This is a genomic window from Kitasatospora sp. CM 4170 (assembly GCF_032110285.1).
Classification (GTDB): domain Bacteria; phylum Actinomycetota; class Actinomycetes; order Streptomycetales; family Streptomycetaceae; genus Kitasatospora; species Kitasatospora aburaviensis.
This window is the reverse complement of the sequence record NZ_CP134877.1, coordinates 7,948,687-7,970,704: the sequence shown is the minus strand read 5'-3', so window position 1 is coordinate 7,970,704 and position 22,018 is coordinate 7,948,687. Positions and strand designations below refer to the sequence as shown.

The 22,018-nt window shown below is 74.3% G+C and carries 12 protein-coding genes and 1 pseudogene; 9 read left to right on the top strand and 4 right to left on the bottom strand.

What is annotated here, in order from left to right:
• Positions 1 to 104: 104 nt before the first annotated feature.
• On the bottom strand, positions 105 to 1,157 hold the full coding sequence (locus RMN57_RS33145; protein ID WP_313766981.1) for a magnesium and cobalt transport protein CorA: 1,053 nt from the start codon (positions 1,155 to 1,157) through the stop codon (positions 105 to 107).
• 204 nt (positions 1,158 to 1,361) lie between these two features.
• On the opposite strand from RMN57_RS33145, the gene RMN57_RS33140 reads away from it, so the two are divergent.
• Both RMN57_RS33140 and RMN57_RS33135 read left to right on the top strand, forming a co-directional pair.
• A complete protein-coding gene (locus RMN57_RS33140) occupies positions 1,362 to 2,945 on the top strand; it encodes an NAD(P)/FAD-dependent oxidoreductase (RefSeq protein WP_313766980.1) in 1,584 nt (527 codons plus the stop codon).
• Between the two features lie 294 nt (positions 2,946 to 3,239).
• The gene (locus RMN57_RS33135; protein ID WP_313766979.1) at positions 3,240 to 3,854 is read left to right on the top strand and encodes a TIGR03086 family metal-binding protein; all 615 of its coding nucleotides are present in this window, start codon (positions 3,240 to 3,242) and stop codon (positions 3,852 to 3,854) included.
• Positions 3,855 to 3,946: 92 nt separating this feature from the next.
• Here the strand turns inward: RMN57_RS33135 and RMN57_RS33130 are convergent, their stop codons facing one another.
• Positions 3,947 to 5,908, bottom strand: a complete 1,962-nt coding sequence (locus RMN57_RS33130; protein WP_313766978.1) for a hypothetical protein — start codon at positions 5,906 to 5,908, stop codon at positions 3,947 to 3,949.
• A 208-nt stretch (positions 5,909 to 6,116) separates the two neighbouring features.
• Positions 6,117 to 6,476 (bottom strand): zinc ribbon domain-containing protein YjdM, encoded by a 360-nt coding sequence (locus RMN57_RS33125; protein ID WP_313766977.1) that lies wholly within the window; start codon positions 6,474 to 6,476, stop codon positions 6,117 to 6,119.
• A gap of 154 nt (positions 6,477 to 6,630) precedes the next feature.
• Here RMN57_RS33125 and RMN57_RS33120 point away from each other — a divergent pair, with 154 nt between their 5' ends.
• The 5 genes and pseudogenes from RMN57_RS33120 to RMN57_RS33100 all read left to right on the top strand — a co-directional run bounded on the left by RMN57_RS33120 (position 6,631) and on the right by RMN57_RS33100 (position 11,078).
• Entirely contained in the window at positions 6,631 to 7,161 is a 531-nt protein-coding gene (locus RMN57_RS33120) for a GNAT family protein (protein ID WP_313766976.1), read from the top strand.
• Between the two features lie 129 nt (positions 7,162 to 7,290).
• On the top strand, positions 7,291 to 8,688 hold the full coding sequence (locus RMN57_RS33115; RefSeq protein ID WP_313766975.1) for an FAD-dependent oxidoreductase: 1,398 nt from the start codon (positions 7,291 to 7,293) through the stop codon (positions 8,686 to 8,688).
• Between the two features lie 293 nt (positions 8,689 to 8,981).
• Complete coding sequence (locus RMN57_RS33110) at positions 8,982 to 10,061, top strand: serine hydrolase domain-containing protein (protein WP_313766974.1); 1,080 nt, start codon at positions 8,982 to 8,984, stop codon at positions 10,059 to 10,061.
• A 37-nt stretch (positions 10,062 to 10,098) separates the two neighbouring features.
• Positions 10,099 to 10,476, top strand: a pseudogene (locus tag RMN57_RS33105) (DUF4097 family beta strand repeat-containing protein); the annotation flags it as partial.
• 110 nt (positions 10,477 to 10,586) lie between these two features.
• Positions 10,587 to 11,078 carry a DUF1269 domain-containing protein gene (locus tag RMN57_RS33100; RefSeq protein ID WP_313766973.1) on the top strand — a complete coding sequence of 164 codons (492 nt, stop codon included), beginning with the start codon at positions 10,587 to 10,589 and terminating at the stop codon, positions 11,076 to 11,078.
• A gap of 58 nt (positions 11,079 to 11,136) precedes the next feature.
• Here RMN57_RS33100 and RMN57_RS33095 read toward each other — a convergent pair whose 3' ends face one another.
• Positions 11,137 to 11,904, bottom strand: a complete 768-nt coding sequence (locus RMN57_RS33095; RefSeq protein ID WP_313766972.1) for a DUF1963 domain-containing protein — start codon at positions 11,902 to 11,904, stop codon at positions 11,137 to 11,139.
• Positions 11,905 to 12,944: 1,040 nt separating this feature from the next.
• Between RMN57_RS33095 and RMN57_RS33090 the strand changes: the two genes are divergently transcribed.
• Entirely contained in the window at positions 12,945 to 13,718 is a 774-nt protein-coding gene (locus tag RMN57_RS33090; protein ID WP_313766971.1) for an AfsR/SARP family transcriptional regulator, read from the top strand.
• A 608-nt stretch (positions 13,719 to 14,326) separates the two neighbouring features.
• Positions 14,327 to 22,003, top strand: a complete 7,677-nt coding sequence (locus RMN57_RS33085) for an SDR family NAD(P)-dependent oxidoreductase (protein WP_313766970.1) — start codon at positions 14,327 to 14,329, stop codon at positions 22,001 to 22,003.
• Positions 22,004 to 22,018 lie beyond the last annotated feature (15 nt).

Sequence of the window (22,018 nt, the reverse complement as noted above, 5' to 3'; positions counted from 1 at the left end):
CGTCCGAGCCGACGAGTGAGCCCGTAGCCTCCCCTCCATACTGGCCCGCCCGGGTGCCATCCGTCCCGTCGCCGGCCGGACGCCCACGGAGGGCACGGGCGCGGTCACGGGTTCCGCGCGGCCCTTCCGTTGCCGACCACGGGCACCCCCGGCACCGGCGGCGCCGCCGCGTGCCGCTGCCGGCGCAGCCAGACGGTCAGCAGTACGCAGGGCAGCACCAGGCCGCAGACGCTGAGCACGAGGAACTGCGCGAAGCCGCTGATGTGGCCGACCAGCCACGCGAAGTTCTGCCCGAAGAAGCCGACCACGAAGGACAGCGGCAGGAACACGGTCGCGACGATCGTGAGCCGCTCCATCGTGGCGCTCTGCCGGAGGTTGATCCGGTTCTGCTCGACCGAGATGACCGCGATGTTCGCCTCCAGGACGGTCGCCAGCAGGTCGCGCTGGGCGGCGACCTCCTCGTTGACCAGCAGGAGGTGGTCGTGCACGTCTCGCAGGTACGGCAGGAGCTCGGTCGGCGCCCGGCCGGTCTGCAGCCGGCGGCCCAGCACGCCGAGCAGCGGGTGCACGGCGCGGTAGAAGTCGGTGGCCTCGCGGCGCAGGAAGTAGATCCGCTCGGTCGGGGCGACCGTGCCGGAGAACACCGTGGCCTCGATCTGCTCGATGTCGCGTTCGAGCTCGGTGACGACGGGCGCGTAGCCGTCCACGACCTGGTCGAGGATCGCCCAGAGCGTCGACGCGCTGCCGGTCCGCAGCAGCTCGGGCCGGCGCTCCAGCCGGCTGCGCGCACCGGCCAGCTCGCTGGCGACCCCCTGGCGGACGGTGATCACGAAGTGTTCGGCGAGGAAGACGCTGATCTCGCCGGTGTCGACCTCCTCGCGCTCGTCGTCGTAGCGCGCGGTGCGCAGGATGATCAGCTCCGTGCCGTCCTCGTACTGCTCGGCCTTCGGCCGCAGGTGGAAGGCCTGGGCGTCCTCCACGGCGAGTTCGTGCAGCCCGAAGCTCTCGCGGACCTTGGCCAGCTCCTCCTCGCCCGGCTCGAACATGCCCAGCCAGACGAAGCCGCCCTGGGTGCAGCGCGCCGCCGCCTCCTCCAGCGGCATCGGGCCCACGTGCTGCCGGCGTCCGTCGCGGTAGTGCGCGCAGTCGACGATCATGGCCTTCCTCCTCGCGTCCGGCCGCTGCCGCCCCCTTCCGATGATCCCGCCGATCCGGCTCGCAGCTCCCCCGGTCCACGGGCGGGGCTCCCCCCGGTCCGCGTCCGGGGCTCCCCCCGGTCCGTGGGCGGCTGCGGGCGGTGCGGCCGACCGGCGCCTGCACGCCTGGTTCCCCGCGCCCGCCCGGTGCCGTAGCGTGGCCGGGTGAACGCGAACTCGTCCGCGCGGCACGACGCCGTGATCGTCGGTGGTGGGCACAACGGGCTGGTGGCGGCGGCGTACCTCGCCCGGGCCGGCCTCCGCGTGCTGGTGCTGGAACGGTTGCCGCAGGTGGGCGGGGCGGCGGTGTCGGCCCAGGCCTTCGCGGGGGTGGACGCCCGGCTCTCCCGCTACTCGTACCTGGTGAGCCTGCTGCCGCGGAAGGTGGTGCGCGACCTCGGGCTCCGGCTCGACCTGCGGCGGCGTCGGATCTCCTCCTACACGCCCACCGTCCGGGACGGGAAGCCCACCGGACTGCTCGTCGACGCCTCCGACCCCGGCCGGACGCGGGAGTCGTTCCGGGCGCTGACCGGCGCGGACCGGGAGTGGGAGGCCTGGCAGCGCTTCTACGGCACGACCGGGCAGGTCGCCGGGCGGGTCTTCCCGACGCTCACCGAGCCGCTGCCCTCCCGCGCCGAGCTGCGCCGGCGGGTCGCGGACGACGCCGCCTGGGAGGCGCTGTTCGAACGGCCGCTGGGCGAGACGATCGAGCGGACCTTCGCCGACGACCTGGTGCGCGGCGTGGTGCTGACGGACGCGCTGATCGGCACCTTCACCCACGCCCACGACGCCGCGCTGCGGCAGAACCGCTGCTTCCTCTACCACGTGATCGGCAACGGCACGGGCGACTGGGACGTCCCGGTCGGTGGGATGGGCGCGGTGACGGACGCGCTGGCCGAGGCGGCACGCGCGGCCGGCGCGGAGATCCGGACCGGCTGCGAGGTCACCGCGATCGCCACCGACGGCCACGGCGACGTCGAAGTGACGTACCGTCACCACGACGGCGGGGCAACGGTGGTGGGCCGCAGGGTGCTCGTGAACGCGGCCCCGGCGGTGCTGGCCCGGCTGCTCGGCGAGGCGCCCGGTCCGGGGCCCGCACCCGAGGGCGCCCAACTGAAGGTCAACATGGTGCTGCGCCGGCTGCCGCAACTCCGGGACACCGCCGTGGATCCGCGGGACGCCTTCGCCGGCACCTTCCACATCGCCGAGGGCTACCGGCAGTTGGAGAGCGCCTACGCGGAGGCGGACGCCGGGCGGATCCCCTCGGCGCCGCCGTCGGAGATCTACTGTCACACGTTGACCGACACCTCGATCCTCGGGCCGGCGGCCGTCCGGCAGGGGTTCCAGACCCTGACGCTGTTCGGCCTGCACATGCCCGCGCGGCTGTTCACCGATCCGGCGGCCAAGGAGCGTGCCCTGGCGGCGAGCCTGGCGCAGCTCGACGCGGTCCTGGCCGAGCCGATCGCCGACTGTCTCGCGACGGACGCCGCCGGGCGTCCCTGCGTGGAGGCCAGGACGCCGCCGGACCTGGAGCGGGAGATCGGCCTGCCGGGCGGGCACATCTTCCACCGGGACCTCGACTTCCCCTTCTCGGAGGGGAGTCCGGACGGTACCGCGGAGCGCTGGGGCGTGGCGACGGCGCACCCGAACGTGCTGCTGTGCGGCGCGGGCGCGGTCCGCGGCGGCGGCGTCAGCGGCATCCCCGGGCACAATGCAGCGCAGGCGGTCCTGGAGGAGTCGGCCCGGTAGCGCGCCGGGATCCCGGCCCGGCCCCGCCCGGCCCCGCCCGGCCCGGCCACCGGACCTCTCGGCAGGCCGGCCGACGGGGTGGCCGGCGGGACGGACACGCCGGGTGACCGTCCGGGTGACCGAGCGTCCACCGGAGCGGCCCAACTCCCCTGCCGGCAGGCCCGAACAGCCGCCCAGCGTGGTGCGCCGGTCACCCTCCGCCCCTCGCCGCCGGCCGCAGGCCCGGAACTCTGGCGCGTCACTCCCCGTAGCGGTTTACTGGGAGTGAGCAGGGCAGGAAACGGAGGCCCGGCGATGGCTTGCCCACACCCGTACGGATTCCACACCGAAGTCCGCGAGCAGTACGCGACGGCCGGGGCGGAGGTGACCCGTCTGGTGCACTCCGTCACCGAGGAGCAGTGGACGGCGCCCACCCCGTGCCGGGACTGGGACGTCCGCACCCTGGTCAACCACCTTGCGGCACAGCATCTCTGGGTCTGCCAGGCGGTGGCCGGCTACGCCCCGGAGCAGATCGGCCGCCGCTTCGAGGGCGACGTCCTGGGCCGCAACCCGCTCGGCGTGTGGACGTTGGCCGTCGACACCGCCGTCCGCGCCATCAACCAGCCCGGCGCTCTGGACCTGCTGGTCCACGTGCCGTACGGGATGCGTGATGTGGGCGGCTACACCCGCGAGTTGACCGCCGAGACCGTGGTGCACAGCTGGGACCTCGCCCGGGCCCTGGGCGAGAGCGGCTACCTGCCACCGGGCGCCGCCCGGTACGCGCTCGCGGAGTTCCGGAACTACCGGAACCTCGCCGGCACCGGCCGGTTCGACCCGCCGCTCACCACACCGCCCGGCGCCGACGCCCAGGAGCTGCTGCTCGCCTTCACCGGCCGCGACCCGCAGTGGTCCGCCGAACGGCTCCGCTGATTCTCCGGCGCTCCCTTACCGGCGCTCCCCTACCGGCGACGCCCTCGCCCCGGCCTCCGCACGAGGAGGCCGGGGCGAGGGGACTCACCGCGTCAGGCCGGCTTCTGGCAGAGCATCGCGTACGGGCGCGAGGCCCAGAGCTCGTACCAGGGCTGGGTGGAGGCCACACCGGCGACGAACTCGTCGTCGGCGCACTGGCCCTTGTAGTAGCTGTACGCGAAGTCGGCGCCGCCGGCCGCCGACGGGCGGCTGTCACCGTTGTCGAACCAGACGGTGCGGACCGAAGTACCCAGCGGAACGGTCGACTTGGCGCAGAGCACACCCAGGGAGCGGCCGTTGCGGCTGTACCCCGTTGCGATCTGGCCGGCGGGGCACTGCGCCTTGGTGTAGCCGTACGCCCAGTCGGTGGTCACGTTCGCCTCGCCGTGGACGACGGTGAAGGTGTGGTTCGCGTCCCACGGGGTGGCCTCGGTGGCGCTGGTGCAGAGACCGCGGTCACCGCCGTGGCTGAGGCCGACCAGCCGGCTGCCGTCCGGGCAGGAGGACTTGCGGGCCGACGGGTCCCAGTCGGGCCGGGCCTTCAGGAAGGCCGAGCGGTTGTCGTCGCCCGTGCTGGAGTTGAGCGCCGTCCAGGCCACCGAGGGCGTCGGGACCTGCCCGACGCTCTGCGAGGTGATCGGCCATTCGCGGTGGAAGGCGAGGAACGGCAGGTCCTTCTCCAGGATCGGGGTGCCGAGGATGGCGAGGCGGGCCATCAGCGCCCCGTTGATGTCGAGTCCGCCGTAGAGGTCGACCGTGCCGCCGCCGGTGGGCGCCGTGCCTCCGTCGAGGACGACCGAACCGCTGACCGCGGTCCGCAGGTAGGGCTCGATCGAGGCCTTCACGCCGACGGCGTCGTACAGGGCGACCGATCCCTCGGCCAGCAGGCCGGTCTTCAGCGAGGCGTTGCCGCTGAGGTGGAGGCGCAGCGGGGAGACGGTGGACGTCCCCGGCTCGGTGGTGGTGGTCCAGCCCTGGCCGCTGGTGTAGTCGGAGTGGACGCCCCAGTGGCCGTCGTACGACTGCTCGGCGTCGACCGTGATCGTGCCGTCGGCACTGATGTCCAGGGAGAGCTTGAAGTCCAGGTTGATCACGACCGGCAGGACGCCGACCATCACCACCGGGCTGGCACTGAGCTTGGCCAGTGGGATCTTGACGGAGGCACCGCCGGCGAGGTCCGCACCGCTGACGTGCCAGTCGGCGTGCGCGCCGAGGTCGAAGCCGATCCGGGCCTGCTGCGGGGCGAGGGCGCCGAGGCCGCCCTGGTAGGAGAAGCTCACGGTCGGGTCGATCGATACCGACCCGGACAGCCGCACCGAGGAGCCGTTGGGCAGCGGGACGGTGGTGTCGGCGCTCAGCCCGAGGCCACCGCTGACGGAGCCCTGGCCGCCGGTCGGGCCGGTGTCGACGGCCACCTTGAGGTCCTTGACCTGCGGCTCGACCCGGAGCGAGGCGGGGCTGACCGGGGCCTTGAGGCTGGCGTTGGCGCCGCCGAGCAGTTCGGGCAGTGCGGCCGGGCGGGTGCTGACGGCCACCGTCCCGTCGGAGGCCTGCTTGACGTCGGTGACGGCGACCAGCGCGCCCTGCGGCGCGGCCGGCGTGGGCGGGCTGTCGATCAGCTGACCGGGCTTGATCGCGGCCGGCGCGGTGCCGGACTCCGGTGCGGCGCCACCCGCGGCCGTGAGCACGGCCTCGCCGGTGGCCCGGTCGTAGGACGAGAGCGCCAGGGCGGGTGCGGCGGCGGGTACGGCGGTGGCGGCAGGGGCACCCGCCGGGGCCGGGGTCGCCACGGTGACGGCCGGCGTGCCGTCGGCCGGGGGCGCCAGGGTCGTCGGCGCGGTGGGCTCGGCGGATGGGGCGCCCGGTGCCGACGACGGTGCACCGGTCGCCGTCGCGGTGACGGCGCTGTCCGCCGCGAGGGCGGGTGCCGCCACCGCGACGTTCAGGGTGTAACCGGAGAAGACGAGCAACGCGGTGGTCGCGGCGGCAGGCAGCAGGCGCTTGCGTGGGGCCACGTGGGGTCCTTCCGGGGCAGGGATGCTGACAATCGGTCAGCAAAGCCTTGGGGAGGACGCTTACCTTCATGCCCACAACAAGCGAAGTGACTCCGGACTGATCGTGAACTTCCCGTGCCCGCATCGGAGTCGGACGACCGCCCCCCACCGAAGCCTCCGCGCCGCCGCGCCTCCAGGCTCGGCGGCGCGGATCGGGCCCGGCCGCGGATCAGGCCTTCTTGACCACGCTGGACTTGAGCTGCATGGCACCGAAGCCCTCGATGCGGCAGTCGATGTCGTGGCCGTCGACGCCGTCCACCAGCCGGATGTTGCGCACCTTGGTGCCCGCCTTGATGCCCGAGGCGCTGCCCTTGACCTTGAGGGCCTTGATGACCGTCACGGTGTCGCCGTCGGCCAGCACGTTGCCGACCGCATCCTTGATCACCCGCTCGCCGGCCCCGGCGACGGAGGCCTCGCCGCCGCCTCCGGGCATCCACTCGTGGCCGCACTCGGGGCAGACCATGAGGCCGTTCATCTCGTACGTGTACTGGCCTGCGCACTGCGGGCACTGGGGGAGGTTGTCGCTCATGCGTTCAGGATATCCACGCCACCGAGGGTGTTTCCCGTGGTCAGGGGGTACGCGAGCCCACACGGACACCCTCTCCGGGCGGCTTGACCATCGATCCGGGTGGCTCCGCGAAAACCGGTGGCCCGGACGAGCTTGCCGATGTTAGCAATGTGACATGCTACAAGGCGCTCACATCACCCTCCGGGCCCGGCACGAGACCGACGTCCCCGTGCTCCAGGCCGAGCTCTACGACGACGTCGCGACCCGCTCGCGGGCCGATTCCCGACCCTGGCGGCCCATCCCACCCGGGTCGGCACAGTCGCCGTACGTGGTCGCCGGGGTCTCGGACGAGGCCGCCTGCTTCTCCGTGGTCGAGACGGCCTCGGGGGAGCTGGCCGGCGAGGCCCTGCTCTGGGGCATCGACCCCCACAACCGGACCGCCCACCTGGGCATCGCGCTGCGGCCGGGCCACCGGGGGCGCGGCTTCGCCACGGACGTCCTGCGGGTGCTCTTCCACTACGGCTTCACGGTCCTCGGCCTGAACCGGCTGCAGCTGGAGACGCTCGCGGACAACGCGCCGATGGTCCGGGCCGCCACCGCGGCCGGGTTCACCACCGAGGGCACGCTGCGCCGTTCGGCCTGGGCCTGCGGGGAGTTCGCGGACCAGGTTGTACTCGGACTGCTGGCGGAGGAGTGGCGGGGCTGAGCCACCCACCGCGGAGCGGCGGCATCCCGGGCCGGCCTTATGTCAACGCCATTGACCTTGAGGTCGGCCCGGCGGTCTGATGGCGGCATCCGGAGGCCCGACCCCCCACGCACCGAAGGAGCCACCGCCATGGCCGACCCCGTCCACGCCCTCCAGGACGCCCAGCCCGTACCGTTCTGGCTGGACGACCCCCGGCGGCCCGCCTCCGCCCCTGCCCTGGTCGGGGACGTCCGGTGCGACCTGCTGGTGGTCGGCGGCGGCTACAGCGGCCTGTGGACCGCCCTGATCGCCAAGGAGCGCGACCCCTCCCTGGACGTGGTGCTGATCGAGGCCCGGGAGGTCGGCTGGGCCGCCTCCGGCCGCAACGGCGGCTTCTGCGAGGCCAGCCTCACCCACGGCCTCGCCAACGGGCACCAGCGCTGGCCCGGCGAACTCGCCACCCTGGAGCGGCTCGGCGCCGCCAACCTCCGGGCCATGGAGGACACCGTCGAGCGCCACGGCATCGACTGCGACTGGGAGCGCACCGGCTCCCTCGTCGTCGCCACCGAGCCGTACCAGGTCGAGGGCCTGCACGAGTTCGCCGAACTCGCCGCCCGGTACGGAAGCCGGCCCGACGTCCTCGACCGCGAGGCCGTCCGCGCCGAGATCGACTCCCCCACCTTCCTCGGCGCACTCTGGGACCGCGAGGGCGTCGCCATGCTCAACCCCGCCCGCCTCGCCTGGGGCCTCAAGCAGGCCTGTCTCGACCTGGGCGTGCGCATCCACGAGCACACCCCGGCCACCGGGCTCACCGACTCCCCGCGCGGGGTCACCGTCCGCACCCCGTACGGCCGCGTCGGCGCCCGCCGCGTCGCGCTCGCCACCAACGCGTTCCCCTCGCTGCTGCGCCGCCACCGCCCGTACACGGTGCCGGTCTACGACTACGCGCTGATGACCGAACCGCTGACCGGGCAGCAGCTCGCCTCGGTCGGCTGGAAGCACCGCCAGGGCTTCGCCGACAGCGCCAACCACTTCCACTACGTCCGGCTCTCCGCCGACAACCGCATCCTGTTCGGCGGGTACGACGTCGTCCACCAGTTCCGCAGCCGGGTGCGGGCCGAGCGCGACCAGCGGCCGGAGACCTTCGCCACCCTCGCCCGGCACTTCTTCCGGACCTTCCCCCAACTGGAGGGCGTCCGCTTCAGCCACGCCTGGGGCGGCGCGATCGACACCTGCACCCGGTTCAGCGCCTTCTTCGACCTCTCGCACGGCGGCCGTGTCGCCTACGCCGCCGGCTTCACCGGCCTGGGCGTCGGCGCCACGCGCTTCGGCGCCGAGGTCATGCTCGACCTGCTGGCCGGTGCCCGCACCGAGCGCACCGCGCTGGAGCTGGTCCGCCGCAAGCCGCTGCCGTTCCCGCCCGAGCCGGCCCGCTCGATCGGCATCGGCATCACCCAGTGGGCCCTCACCCGCGCCGACGCCGACGCCGGCCGGCGCAACCTCTGGCTGCGCACCCTGGACCGCTTCGGCCTCGGCTTCGACAGCTAGGGGTGCAACCGGCAAGGCCCGCCGGGTCGCCGACCGTGGGCCCGCCGCCGGGACTTCGCCCTGCACAGAGGGTGAGGGCCAGGAAGGCCGAGGGTGCGGAAAACCGCCCTACCGACCCGGGTGGCAGCACGGTGGGCGACCGCGCGACCGCCCGGCACGCTGGACGTGAACGGGACGGACATCACGAACAGGGGCGATCGATGAGGGCACGCGCGAGGGCCGCAGCACTGCGGGTGGGAACGTGTGCGGTGGCGGTGTTGGGGTTCCTCCCGGCGGCGGCCGTTGCGGAGCCGGTGCCGGCATCGCAGTCCGCCGGCCTCAGGGAGGGCATCGAGCAGGCGGTCGCGGACGGCTTCCCCGGAGTCGTGGCGTACGCCAGGCGCGGAGGGCTGGAGTCGCGGGTAGCGGCCGGGCTCGCGGACACGGCGACCGGCGAGCGGGCCCGGCCGGACCAGCGGTTCCGGATCGCCAGCAACACCAAGTCGTTCGTGTCGACGGTGCTCCTGCAGCTGGAGGGCGAAGGACGGCTCTCCCTGGACGACAGCGTGGAGAAGTGGCTGCCCGGCGTGGTCCGGGGGAACGGCAACGACGGCCGAGCGGTCACCGTCCGGCAGCTGCTCAACCACACCTCCGGCATCTACGACCCCACCACCGAGCCGGCGTTCTTCGCCCCCTACCTGGAGCGCGACGACCGGGACCACGTCCACACCCCCCGGGAGGTGATCGCCCGCGCCGTCCGGCACGAGCCGGAGTTCACGCCCCCCGGCGACCACTGGGCTTACTCCAACACCAACTACCTGCTCGCCGGTCTGGTGATCGAGGCGGTCACGCACCACAGCGCACCCGCCGAGATCCGTCGGCGGATCCTCGCCCCGCTCGGCCTGAAGGACACCTCCTTCCCGCTGACCGACCCGACCATTCACGGCCCTCACCTGCACGGTTACGACCTCAAAGGACAGGACGTCACCTGGTTCAGCCCGTCGTACGACTGGACCGCCGGCGCCATGATCTCCACGGTGGACGACATGGCCCGGTTCCACCGCGCCCTGTTCACCGGCAAGCTGCTGCGCCCCGCCCAGCAGCGCGAACTCCTGACCACGGTGCCCACCCCCGGCCCGGCGGCGTACGGACTCGGCGTTCAGCGCCTCGACCTGCCCTGCGGCTCGGGGCCGGACGCCAAGCGGATCGGTGTCTGGGAGACCGACGGCGGCGGCCCCGGCTTCACCAGCGTTTCGCTCACCACCGTGGACGCTGAGCGGCAGCTGGTCCTCGTCGGTAACGTCTTCGATCTCGGGGCCGATCTGAGGCGCGAGCAGAGCGCCCCGCGGAGCATGGGACTGGTGAAGGCGCACGTGGCAGCCCTGTGCGACTGACGCGGTGCCATGACACCACCGGCGACATCGCCGTCGAGCCGCCGAACTGCGCGGCGTCGGCCGCCTCGGGGACATCGCCTTCGACGGCGCGTACCGCCAGATCAAGATCGACGAGGCCGCGAGCGTCCGCCTCACCGCGACCGACGGCGACGTCGAGATCGGCCGGCTGGGCGGCCCCGCCGAGATCAGCACCCAGCGGGGCGACATCCGGATCGCCGAGGCCGTCCGCGGCGCGGTCGTCCTCAGCATCCAGTCCGGCGACATCACCGTCGGCGCCGCCACCGGCGCCTCCGCCGCCCTGGACGCCGGCACCGCCCACGGCCGCATCAGCAACGGCCTGCGGAACGACGGCAGCGCCGGACTCGACGTCCGCGCCACCACCTCGCACGGCGACATCACCGCCCGCAGCCCCTGAGGACACCTCGACGGGTGTGCCGCCCGGGTGGGCCGCTCCGTGTGGCGGCGCCCGGGGGCCGGGCCGAGGATGGAGGCCGTTGTGCGTGTCCGTCGAGACCGGAGGTCAGGATGGCAACCCTGACGGTGTGGCGTTTCCCCACCGCGACCGGGGCCGATGAGGCCCTCGACACCCTGAAGCGGCTGCAACGCCAGGAGCTGATCAAGGTCCAGGACGGGGCCGTGGTCAGCTGGCCCGAGGGCGCCCGCAAGCCCAGGACCCGGCACCTGAGCGACATGACCGGCATGGGCGCCCTGGGCGGCGCGTTCTGGGGCTTCCTCCTCGGCATGATCTTCTTCGTCCCCGTGCTCGGCATGGCGGTCGGCGCGGCCTCGGGCGCCCTGGGCGGCCACCTCGCCAACTTCGGCATCGACGAGGCGTTCATCAAGCAGATCCGGGAGAAGGTGACGCCCGGCACCTCCGCGCTGTTCGCGCTGACCACGGACGCCGTCCTGGACCGGATCCGGCCGGAGTTCGAGGGCCGGCACGCCGAGCTCGTCGAGACCAACCTCTCGGCGGACGAGGAGGCCCGTCTGCGCGAGGCCTTCACCGAGGGCGGGTAGCCGGGGCCCCACCCCGCTCACCCCGCACGGTGCCTCCCCCGTCCCGGCGACGGGCTCGTCAGCACTGCCAGAGGAACGCGGCACCGGCGCAGGGTTCGCACACGAAGGCGTAGGCCCTGCCACCGCCCCCGAAGTTCATCGCGGTGATCGGGTCCGGGCCCTCCTGGAGCTGGGCGACGAAGGACATCGGGCGGGCGCAGGAGGAACAGGACGGGGTCTCGTCGAACTGGAGCCAGTCGGGGCGACCGCCGAGCTGACCGAGCACGGCCGACGTCGCGTTCCCGGTCCTCGCCGCCCACGCCGCGCGGGCCCGGCCGTAGTCGGGGTCGCCCTCCTGGTCCAGGCCGACGGCCCGGGTCGCGCCGAGCAGCAGTACGCCCTCGTCGTCGTCCTCGTCGTCGTCCTCGTGGTCGTACTCGTCCTGGTCGAACGCGTTGCCGTGGCCGTAGCCGTCCTCCTCCGCGTCGTCGGCGTCCTCCGCGTCCTTCCCGTCCGGCCGGGGCAGCGGTATCGGCTGCAGGCCGTCGAGCGGGAAGACCAGTGCCCGGTTCCCACCGGAGGAGGCATCCCAGTCCTCGCACGCACCGGGGTCGTTCTGGCAGGCGAACAGGGCGAGCACTCCTCGCTGCGCGCTCGGGCCGCTGCCGCTGCCACCGTCGTCGCTGTCGAGGTCGGCCAGGACGATCTGCGCGAGGAACTGCATCGGGCCGTCGCAGGAGGAGCAGCAGGGCCAGGCGGTGCCCTCCGGCGCCAGCGGCACGCCGCCCACGCGGGTCACCGGCGCATCCGCGTCGATCGGGCCGGAATCGATCATCAAGGTCGTCATGGGCGGGACTCTAGGTGGCCCCCCTGACACGCCGTCGACCCCCTGCGTGGCGTCGCCACCGCAAGCGTGCCCGGAGCACGGTCCGCCGGAGCCGGTGGGGTGCGAGGTCGGGGCGGTGCAGGCCGTCGTTCCGGGGCCGGAACCGTCCGACAATCGGCTTGTTCCGGACGGCGGACAGGGCGTCGGAGCGGGCCAGGCCCGGCGGAGGACGGCCTGGTCGGAGCCCAGGTTCGCGGCGCCCGGACAGCCCCGGGCCGCCTCGGCGCCGGGGCGGCCCACACCCCGAGGGGAACACCAACTGTCACGCCACGGTCACCCGTTGACAGAATCGGGGCCCTCCGCGGGCCGGCCCGTCGGCCCTGGTCGGCTCCCGTCCGGTCGGCTGCCGGGCCGTTCCCGTCGGCCCCGGCGGCGGCGACCGGAGTCGTCGAAATCACCACCTCGACGGGTTTGGGAGCGACCTCGGCCCATCCCTTCCAGGTCACGGTGGCGACGAGATCCGGACAGCGCCGAACACGCGGCCGGGGTGCCCGCCGGCAGGTGGCCCGCACCAGAGGAATTCGGCCACATATGGCGCCGGGAGGCGCAATCCGAGCGCCGCGCGACACGCCCGGAATCACGTTGCCGCCGCGCGGCCGGCGTCCCGCCGGGCCGCGACGGAGGAGGACGTCCGGGCGGGACCGGAGTGCCGGATGTGCAAGCTTCAAATGTCCGCCGGTTTTCGGCGGATGCGGCCGAGTCGTACCGGATGCCGCCGCCCGGGGGATTGTCTTCCCAGCTCAGAAGCGGTAGTTCGGGCGGCCGCGGCGCCGGGGAAGTCGATCGACGGGCGGCGGCGAGCCCGTATGTGGGCGTGCCATACCAAACCCGAGCGCACTGAATCCAGACCTGAGTTCGGACGGATTTACAAGTACTCTGTCACCGACAGTCCGAGAACGTGTGCGACCCCGTGGGATCTGCCCTGGCATCAGGATCTTTCCGGCAGGCGGTCGACGACGTTTCTGCGGTACTCGGGGTGACTTGCGGCGGAGGGGCACGCAGTGATTTTCAGTGTTCTTGGCCCGTTAGGGGTTCAGGCCAACGGAAGGCCAGTGAATCCGGGGTCGGCGCGCCAACGGGCGGTATTGACCGCCCTCCTCCTGACGCCCGGCCAGCCGATGACGGCGGAACAGCTCACCGAGGCCGTCTGGCCGCGGAACCCGCCGAACGACGTGATGGCGAACCTGCACAGCTACGTCTCCAATCTCCGGCGGCTGCTGGAGCCGAACCGGCCGCCGCGCAGCCGGGACACGGTCCTGCGGCGGGAGGCCACCGGCTACGTGCTGACGGTGGACGACGACTGCATCGACGCGTTCCGCTTCGAGCGGCTGCTGCACGAGGGCCGGCGGCAGCTCCAGGCCGGGCTGCACCAGAACGCGCGCCGGACCCTGGAGCGGGCGCTGGCGCTGTGGCGCGGGTCCGCGTATCCGGAGGTGAGCGACTACGCGGTGGGCGCCCAGGCGGCCTCGCGGTTCGAGGAGTTGAGACTCCTGGCGCTGGAGAGCCTCTGGGAGGCCGCGCTGGCCGAGGAGCGCGACTTCTCGATGATCGCCGCCGAACTCCCCGCGCTCGCCACGCGGTTCCCGGCCCGGGAGCGGTTCAGCTGGCTGTTGATGAAGGCGCTCTACCGGTCCGGCCGGCGGGCCGAGGCGATCGACGCGTACCACCGGACCCGCCGGACGCTGGCGGAGGAGTACGGCGTGGACCCCGGGAACGAGTTGCAGGAGCTGTTCGGCACCATCCTGCGCGGCGAGCGCCTCGCCGGGTCCGCCTGAACCACCGTCCGGCACCCCTTCGCGGGGCCGCCGGACGACGCGCCACCCGGCAGCTGCCCTCGCGGACGGCCCGGCCGGCGGGCGGGCCCCGCGCCCGCCCCGCCGGCCGGGCCGTTCTACGTCCATTTGATTGACATGCATATGCCAGTCAAGACCTTTGGCAACTCTTTGTCGTGTCCGCGTCCTCCCAGGTCGGGGCCGTCGTCCGGAGCCGCTCCAAGTCGGATCCAAGTCGGATCCAAGTTGCCTCCAAGTCACCGCCAAGACGCCACCAAGAAGTCCCTGGCAGGGTGCTCGTTGAGTACGTAGATCAACACGAGGCGGCCGCAACCACGCCGGACCCGGCGGGACGCAGCCGCCGCGGAGGCGCGGACGGCTCGCCGAAGGAGGGAACCCACCGCTACCCCGACGCACCCGGGACGCACCCCCCATCCGGGTTGCCCACCGCGCCGGCCCTCGCCGCCCGGCCGACCGCGTACCGGTCGGTCCGCGAGTGGGCCCGATCACCGGACGCCCGGCCGCGGTTCGCGGCGACCACACCGCATGCGCCATCACCTGCACCGGCGGACCGGGCAGGAGCCGAGACGAAGAGGAAAGCCGAGTACGCCGTGGACCAGACGAGTTGTGAGGACGGCCCGGTCGCCGTCGTCGGACTGTCCTGCCCGCCGTCCGGACCCGACACCGACGCCCGTGGCCACGACGGCCCGGACGGCGGCGCCGCCTTCTTCGGCGTCCCGGCCGAGCGGGCCGCCGGGTTCGGCCCCGCCGACTGGGCCGCGCTGGAGCTCGGCTGGGCCGCCCTGGAGGACGCCGGGATCGTCCCCGCCGCGCTGCGCGGGGGCCGGACCGGCGTCTTCCTCGCCGCGTCGGCCGGGGACCGCGTCGCGGAGCGCCTCGCCGCCGTCCTGGACCTGCGCGGCCCGCTCGCGGCGGTCGAGCCTTCGGCGTCCGCTGCACGGGCGGCCGTCGAGCTGGCGGTGGCGAGCCTGCGGCGCGGTGAGTGCGACCTCGCCCTCGCCGGCGACGGCGGCGCCGTCCTCGCGGTGCTCCGGCGGCTGCCGGAGGCACGCGGCGACGGGGACCGGATCCTGGGCGTGCTCACCGACGCTGCCCCGGCGTCGGGCGGCGACCCGCTCGCCCTGATCGGTGCCGTGGCCGCGGAGGCGGTCGAGGACCGCTCCGGGGAAACGGCGGAGGCCGGGACCCAGGAGGCACGGCCCGCGGAGGAGCGGCATGCGGAGGAACGGCCTGCTCCCCCGCGGCCGTTGGTCGCCCCGCACACCCCGCTGGTCCTCTCCGCCCGCAGCGACGCCGCCCTGCGCGCCCGGGCGCGGGCGCTCCAGGACCGCCTCGCGGCCGACCCCGAGCTCCGGATCACCGACGTCGGCCTCTCCCTGACCGCGACCAGGACGGTGTTCGAGCAGCGCGCCGTTCTGGTCGCAGGCGACCGCGAGGACGCGTTGTGCGGCCTGCGCGCCCTCGCCGACGGCGAGTTCGGCCCGGCGCTGGTCCGCGGCACGGCCGTCGCCGAGGCCGGTACGGCGGGCACCGCCGCCGGCACGGTCTTCGTCTTCCCCGGTCAGGGCACCCAGTGGCCGGGCATGGCACTCGACCTGCTGGAGACCTCGGAGGTGTTCCGGGAGCACCTGGAGGCCTGCGCGGACGCGCTCGAACCGTACCTCCCCTGGTCGCTGACCGACGTGCTGCGCGGAGCCCCGGGCGCCCCGGCGCTGGTGGCGGTGGACGTCGTCCAGCCCGTCCTGTTCGCCGTGATGGTCTCGCTCGCCGCGCTCTGGCGCGCCTGCGGCGTGGAGCCCGCCGCCGTGGTCGGCGCCAGCCTCGGCGAGATCGCCGCCGCGCACGTCGCCGGCGCACTCACCCTGGACGAGGCCGCCCTGGTGGTGGCGCGCTGGAGCCAGGCCCAGGCCGGCGCGACCGGCCAGGGCGACCTGGCCTCCGCCCTGCTGCCGCGCGAGCAGCTGGCGGCGCGGCTCGCCGGCCGGACCGCCGACCCGCAGCTCGGCACCGTGGACATCGCCGGGACCAACGGAGCGCAGTCCGTCCTGTTCTCCGGCGACCGCGCGGCCGTGGACGCGCTGCTCGCCGAGCTGACGGCCGAGGGCGTCACGGCGAAGAAGCTCGGCAACGGGCTCGCCGCGCACTCCCCCGGGCTGCGGCTGGACCGCGAGCGCCTGCTCGACCAACTCGCCGGCGTCCGCCCGCGCACCTCCACCGTCCCGTTCTACTCCTCGCGCACCGGCGGCCTGCTCGACACGGCCGGGCTGGACGGCGCGTACTGGGTGGAGAACATCACCAACGAGATCCGGTTCGAGGACGCCACCCGTGCGCTGCTGGCCGACGGTCACCGCACCTTCCTGGAGGTCGCCCCGCACCCCGGACTGCTCGGTGGCCTCCAGGAGACCCTGGAGGACACCGGCCTGGCCGACGCCGCGGCCGTGGTCGGCACGCTCCGCCGCGACCAGGGCGGGGCGGACCGGCTGCTGGCCTCGATGGCCGAACTGCACGTCCGCGGTGCGGCGGTGGACTGGGCCGCCGTCTTCGCCGGCTCCGGCGCACGGCGGGTGCCGCTGCCGACCTACCCGTTCCGCGCCGCGTCGCCGGCCGCCCGCCGGTCGGACGCCGAACAGCGCCGGTGGATCGGCGACTTGGTGCGCGCCGAGATCGCCGCTCTGCGTGGTCCCGGGACGGCGGCGCAAGCGCACGCCGACCGCACCTTCCGCGACCTCGGGTTCGACTCCGCCACGGCGGTCGAGCTGCGCAACAGGCTGGCGGCGGCGACCGGGCTGCGGCTGCCGCTGACCCTGCTCTTCGACCACCCGACGCCGCAGGCCCTCGGCCGGTACCTGCTCACCGCGCTGTCCGGCGGGCAGGACCAGACGTCCACGGCGCCCACGGCGTTCACGGCGGCGGCCGGCGCGGACGAGCCGATCGCGATCGTCGCGATGGCCTGCCGGTTCCCCGGCGAGGTCCGCAGCCCCGAGGACCTCTGGCAGCTCGTCGCCGACGGCCGCGACGCGATCACGCCGTTCCCCGGCAACCGCGGCTGGGACGTCGAGGCGCTGTACGACCCCGACCCGGACCAGAGCGGCCGCACGTACGCCCGGGAGGGCGGCTTCCTGCACGACGCGGACCGGTTCGACGCCGCGTTCTTCGGGATCAGCCCGCGTGAGGCCCTGGCGATGGACCCGCAGCAGCGGCTGCTCCTGGAGACCTCCTGGGAGGCCTTCGAGCGCGCCGGCATCGATCCCGCATCGGTGCGCGGCAGCCGGACCGGCGTCTACGTCGGCGCGATGACGCAGGACTACGGCGCCCGCATGCACGAGGCGAGCGGCGGCGTCGAGGGCCACGTGCTCACCGGAACGACGGTGAGCGTCCTCTCGGGCCGACTGGCCTACGTGTACGGGCTGGAGGGCCCGGCGATCACCGTCGACACGGCGTGCTCGTCCTCGCTGGTCGCCCTGCACCTGGCGGCGCAGGCGCTGCGGAACGGCGAGTGCACGATGGCGCTCGCGGGTGGCGCGGCGGTGATGGCAGCGCCGGGCATGTTCGTCGAGTTCAGCCGCCAGCGCGGCCTCGCGCCCGACGGCCGCTGCAAGGCCTTCGCAGCCGCCGCGGACGGGACCGCCTGGGCGGAGGGCGTGGGAGTCCTGCTGCTGGAGCGACTCTCGGACGCCGAGCGCAACGGGCACCGGGTGCTGGCGGTCGTACGCGGTTCGGCGATCAACCAGGACGGTGCCAGCAACGGACTGTCCGCGCCCAACGGCCCCTCGCAGCAGCGGGTGGTCCGGGCGGCGCTGGCCGACGCCCGACTGACGGCGGCGGACGTGGACGCCGTCGAGGCGCACGGCACGGGCACCAAGCTCGGGGACCCGATCGAGGCCCAGGCCCTGCTGGCCACCTACGGGCAGGAGCGGCCGGCCGAACGGCCGCTCTGGCTGGGGTCGTTGAAGTCCAACATCGGGCACGCCCAGGCGGCGGCCGGCGTCGGCGGCGTGATCAAGATGGTCATGGCGATGCGCAACGGCGTGCTGCCGCGGACCCTGCACGTCGACGAGCCGACCACACACGTGGACTGGACCGCGGGGGCGGTCGCGCTGCTCACCGAGGCGCAGGAGTGGCCGGCGGGCGAGCGCGCCCGGCGGGCCGCCGTCTCCTCGTTCGGGATCAGCGGGACCAACGCGCACGTGATCCTGGAGGAAGCACCGGCAGGCGGCGGGGTCGAAGTCAACTCGCCCTCCCCGGTAGTTCCCTGGGTGCTGTCGGCGCGGGACGAGCGGGCGTTGCGTGAGCAGGCCGGGCAGCTGCGGGCGGCTGTCGAGGCCCACCCGGAGTGGGAACCGGCCGCGGTGGCCGGGGCGTTGGTGTCGGGCCGGTCCGTGTTCGAGCAGCGGGCCGTGGTGATCGGAGAGAACCGCGCCGAGCTGCTGAACGGCCTGACCGCCCTCGCCGACGGCACCGCCGCCCCCGGCGTCGTCCAGGGCAGCGGCACCTTCGACCGGCCGGTGTTCGTCTTCCCCGGCCAGGGCTCCCAGTGGATCGGCATGGGCGCCGAACTCCTCGACACCTCCCCGGTGTTCGCCCAGTGGATCGCCAACTGCGAAGCCGCACTCGCCCCGCACGTCGACTGGTCGCTCACGGAGGTGCTGCGCGGCAAGGACGAGCTGACCAGGGTGGATGTCGTGCAGCCCGCGCTGTTCGCCGTCATGGTCTCCCTCGCCGAACTCTGGCGTTCCCTCGGGATCGAGCCCGCCGCGGTCATCGGCCACTCCCAGGGCGAGATCGCCGCCGCCACCGTCGCGGGCGCGCTCTCGTTGGAGGACGGCGCGCGCGTCGCCGCCCTGCGCAGCCAGGCCATCCTCGCCATCAGCGGACACGGCGGCATGGCCTCCCTCCCCCTCAGCGCTGAGGACGCCGCCGAACTGCTCAAGCAGTGGGACGGCCGACTCACCGTCGCCGCCCACAACGGCCCCACCGCCACCGTGGTCGCCGGCGATGGCGACGCCCTCGACGAACTCCTCAACCACTGCGAGCAGCACGAGATCCGGGCCCGCCGCATCGACGTCGACTACGCCTCCCACTCCCCCCACGTCGAAGCCATCCAGGCCGACCTGGCCACCCAGCTGGCCGGAGTGACGCCTCAGGCAGCGTCCGTGCCGTTCTACTCCACGGTCACCGGCGGCCTGATCGACACCACGACCCTCGACGCCGACTACTGGTACACCAACCTCCGCCAGACAGTCCGCTTCACCGACGCCACCCACGCCGCCCACACCGACGGCCACCACGCCTTCATCGAGGCCAGCCCCCACCCCGTCCTCACCAGCGCGCTCCAGGACACCACCGACGACGCCGGCCGGCCCACCGCCATCGTCGGTTCGCTGCGCCGCGACGAGGGCGGCCTCCGCCGCCTGCTCACCTCCCTCGCCGAGGCCCACGTCCACGGCGCCACCGTCACCTGGCCGACCGTCCCGCCCCACCCGGTCGCCCCGCCCGACCTGCCCACCTACCCCTTCCAGCGCGAACGCTTCTGGCTGGACGCCCCGACCGCGACCGGCGACGTCACCGCCGCCGGCCTCACCCCCGCCGAACACCCCCTGCTCAGCGCACTGCTCCCGCTCGCCGACGGCGACGAGATCATCCTCACCGGCCAGATCTCCCTCACCACCCACCCCTGGCTCACCGACCACGCCGTCTTCGGCACCCCCCTCCTGCCCGGCACCGCATTCGTCGAGCTCGCCCTCCAGGCCGGGCGCGGAATCGACTGCCAGCACCTCGAAGAGCTCACCCTCGAAGCCCCGCTGACGCTCACCGAGTACGCCACCCGTCTCCAGGTCCGCGTCGGCGCCCCCGACGAGACCGGCCGACGCCCCCTCACCATCCACTCGGCGCGCGACGCCGGCGACTGGACCCGGCACGCCACCGGCCTCCTGGCCGCGGACGGCCCGGCGGTGTCGCCGGCCGCGTGGCAGGCCCCGACGGCGGCGTTCGAGCCGGCCGGCACGCTCTACGACCGGCTGGCCGACGCGGGCTTCGACTACGGCCCGACGTTCCAGGGGCTGCGCGCCCTCGGCCGGCACGGCGACGTGCTGCTCGCCGAGATCGCCCTCCCGCCGGAGCGGCACGGAGACGGCTTCGGCCTGCACCCCGCCCTACTGGACGCGGCGCTGCACGTCTGCCTGCTGGAGGGCGCGAGCGGCGTCCGGCTGCCGTTCTCCTGGTCCGACGTCACCGTCCACTTCTCCGCTGCCACATCGCTGCGGGTCCGGCTGACGCCGACCGGCCCGGACACCGTCTCGCTGCTGGCGACCGACGAGCTCGACCGCCCGGTCGTTTCGGTCGGTGGGCTGACGCTGCGGCCGGTCACGCCCGAGCAGTTCAGCGCCGCCGCCCACGGCCACCGCGACTCGCTCCACCAGGTCGAGTGGGTGCCGGTGCAGACCGCTCCCGCGACCACCGGCGCCGCCGCACCGCTCCTCCTGGGCGCCGAGCAAGCCGAGTTCGCCGAGCTCGCGGACCTGCTCACCGCGGTCGCCGCCGGCGCCCCGGTGCCGGAGACCGTCGTCGTGCCGTACCGGCCCGGCCCCGAACCGACGGCAGCAGCCGTCCACGCGGCGGCCGCCGACGCACTCGGCCTCGTCCAGGCCTGGCTGGCCTCGGACCGGTTGGCCGCATCCCGCCTGGTGCTGCTCACCCGCGGCGCCGTGGCGGTGGACCCGGCGGACGACGTCGCCGACCTGGTCCACGCCCCGCTCTGGGGTCTGCTCCGGTCCGCCCAGTCGGAGAACCCCGGCCGCTTCGTCCTGGCCGACACCGACGAGCACCCCGACTCCTACCCGGCGCTGGTCCGGGCGCTCGCCTCCCCGGAACCGCAACTGGCCGTGCGCGCCGGGCGGGTGTCCGCCGCCCGGCTGGCAACCGTCCCGCCGAGCGCGGAGGCCGCGGACCCGTTCGGCCCGACCGGAACGGTGCTGATCACCGGCGGGACCGGTCTGCTCGGCGGCCTGTTCGCCCGCCACCTGGTCACCCGGCACGGCGTGCGGCACCTGCTGCTGCTCAGCCGGCACGGGCTCGCCGCCGACGGAGCGGCCGAACTCCGCGACGAACTCGCCGCGTTGGGCGCCGAGGTGACGGTAGCGGCCTGCGACGCCGCCGACCGGGAGGCGCTCGCCGCCGTGCTGGCCGCGGTGCCCGCCGAGCAACCGCTGGTCGGCGTGGTGCACACGGCCGGCGTGCTGGACGACGGCGTGATCACCGCCCTGACCCCGGACCGCGTCGCGGCCGTGCTGCGGCCGAAGGTCGACGCGGCATGGCACCTCCACGAGCTGACGTGCGGGAGCGACCTGCGGGCCTTCGTGATGTTCTCCTCGGCCGCCGGCGTGCTCGGCCAGTCCGGCCAGTCGAGCTACGCGGCCGCCAACGCCTTCCTCGACGCCCTCGCGCAGCGGCGCCGAGCAGCCGGTCTGCCCGCGCAGTCCCTGGCCTGGGGCCTGTGGGCGGAGGCCGGCGGCATGACCCGGCACCTCGCCGAGGCCGATCTCGTGCGGCTGAGCCGCACCGGACTCGCGGGCATGCCGTCCGACCAGGGTCTGGCCCTGTTCGACGCCGCCCTGCGGGCGGACCGCCCGGTGCTGGTGCCCGCCCGACTGGACACCGCCGCCCTGCGGACGCAGGCCGAGGTGCCGCCGCTGCTCCGCGGCCTGATCCGCACCACCAGGCGCCGCGAGACCGCCGCCACCGGGACGACGACGTTCCGGGAGCGGTTCGGCGAGCTGCCGCCGGAGCAGCGGGCCCGCGCCGTCCTCGACCTGGTCCGCGCCCATGTCGCGGCCGTCCTGGGCTACGCCTCGCCGGACCGGGTCGAACCGGACCGCGGCTTCCTCGACCTCGGCCTCGACTCGCTCACCGCGCTCGAACTGCGCAACCGGCTCGGCGCGGAGGCCGGTCGCCGGCTGACCGCCACGCTGATCTTCGACCACCCGACCCCGGCGGCCGTCGCCCGCCACCTGGAGGCCGAGGCCTTCCCGGCGGAGGACGCGGCCGCGCAGCCGGACGCCGCGGAGGTCGGCGAGGACGAGTTCCGCCGGGCCCTGGCGGCGATCCCGCTGGACCGCTTCCGGGAGGCCGGACTGGTCCGCACGCTGCTCCAACTCGCCGACTCCGTGGACGGATCCGCCACCGCGGACGACGAGGAGGAGGAGCACGGAAGCGCGCTCGACACGATGGACCTGGAGAGCCTCGTCCGGGTCGCCCTCGGTGACAAGTGACCACGACGCACCACG

Bases quoted from the DNA above. Each gene is read 5' to 3' on its own strand.
- RMN57_RS33100 (WP_313766973.1), top strand. From the start codon at position 10,587: ATGGCAACCCTGACGGTGTGGCGTTTCCCCACCGCGACCGGGGCCGAT.
- RMN57_RS33125 (WP_313766977.1), bottom strand. From the start codon at position 6,476: ATGAGCGACAACCTCCCCCAGTGCCCGCAGTGCGCAGGCCAGTACACG.
- RMN57_RS33145 (WP_313766981.1), bottom strand. From the start codon at position 1,157: ATGATCGTCGACTGCGCGCACTACCGCGACGGACGCCGGCAGCACGTG.
- RMN57_RS33115 (WP_313766975.1), top strand. From the start codon at position 7,291: ATGGCCGACCCCGTCCACGCCCTCCAGGACGCCCAGCCCGTACCGTTC.
- RMN57_RS33135 (WP_313766979.1), top strand. From the start codon at position 3,240: ATGGCTTGCCCACACCCGTACGGATTCCACACCGAAGTCCGCGAGCAG.
- RMN57_RS33095 (WP_313766972.1), bottom strand. From the start codon at position 11,904: ATGACGACCTTGATGATCGATTCCGGCCCGATCGACGCGGATGCGCCG.
- RMN57_RS33120 (WP_313766976.1), top strand. From the start codon at position 6,631: ATGCTACAAGGCGCTCACATCACCCTCCGGGCCCGGCACGAGACCGAC.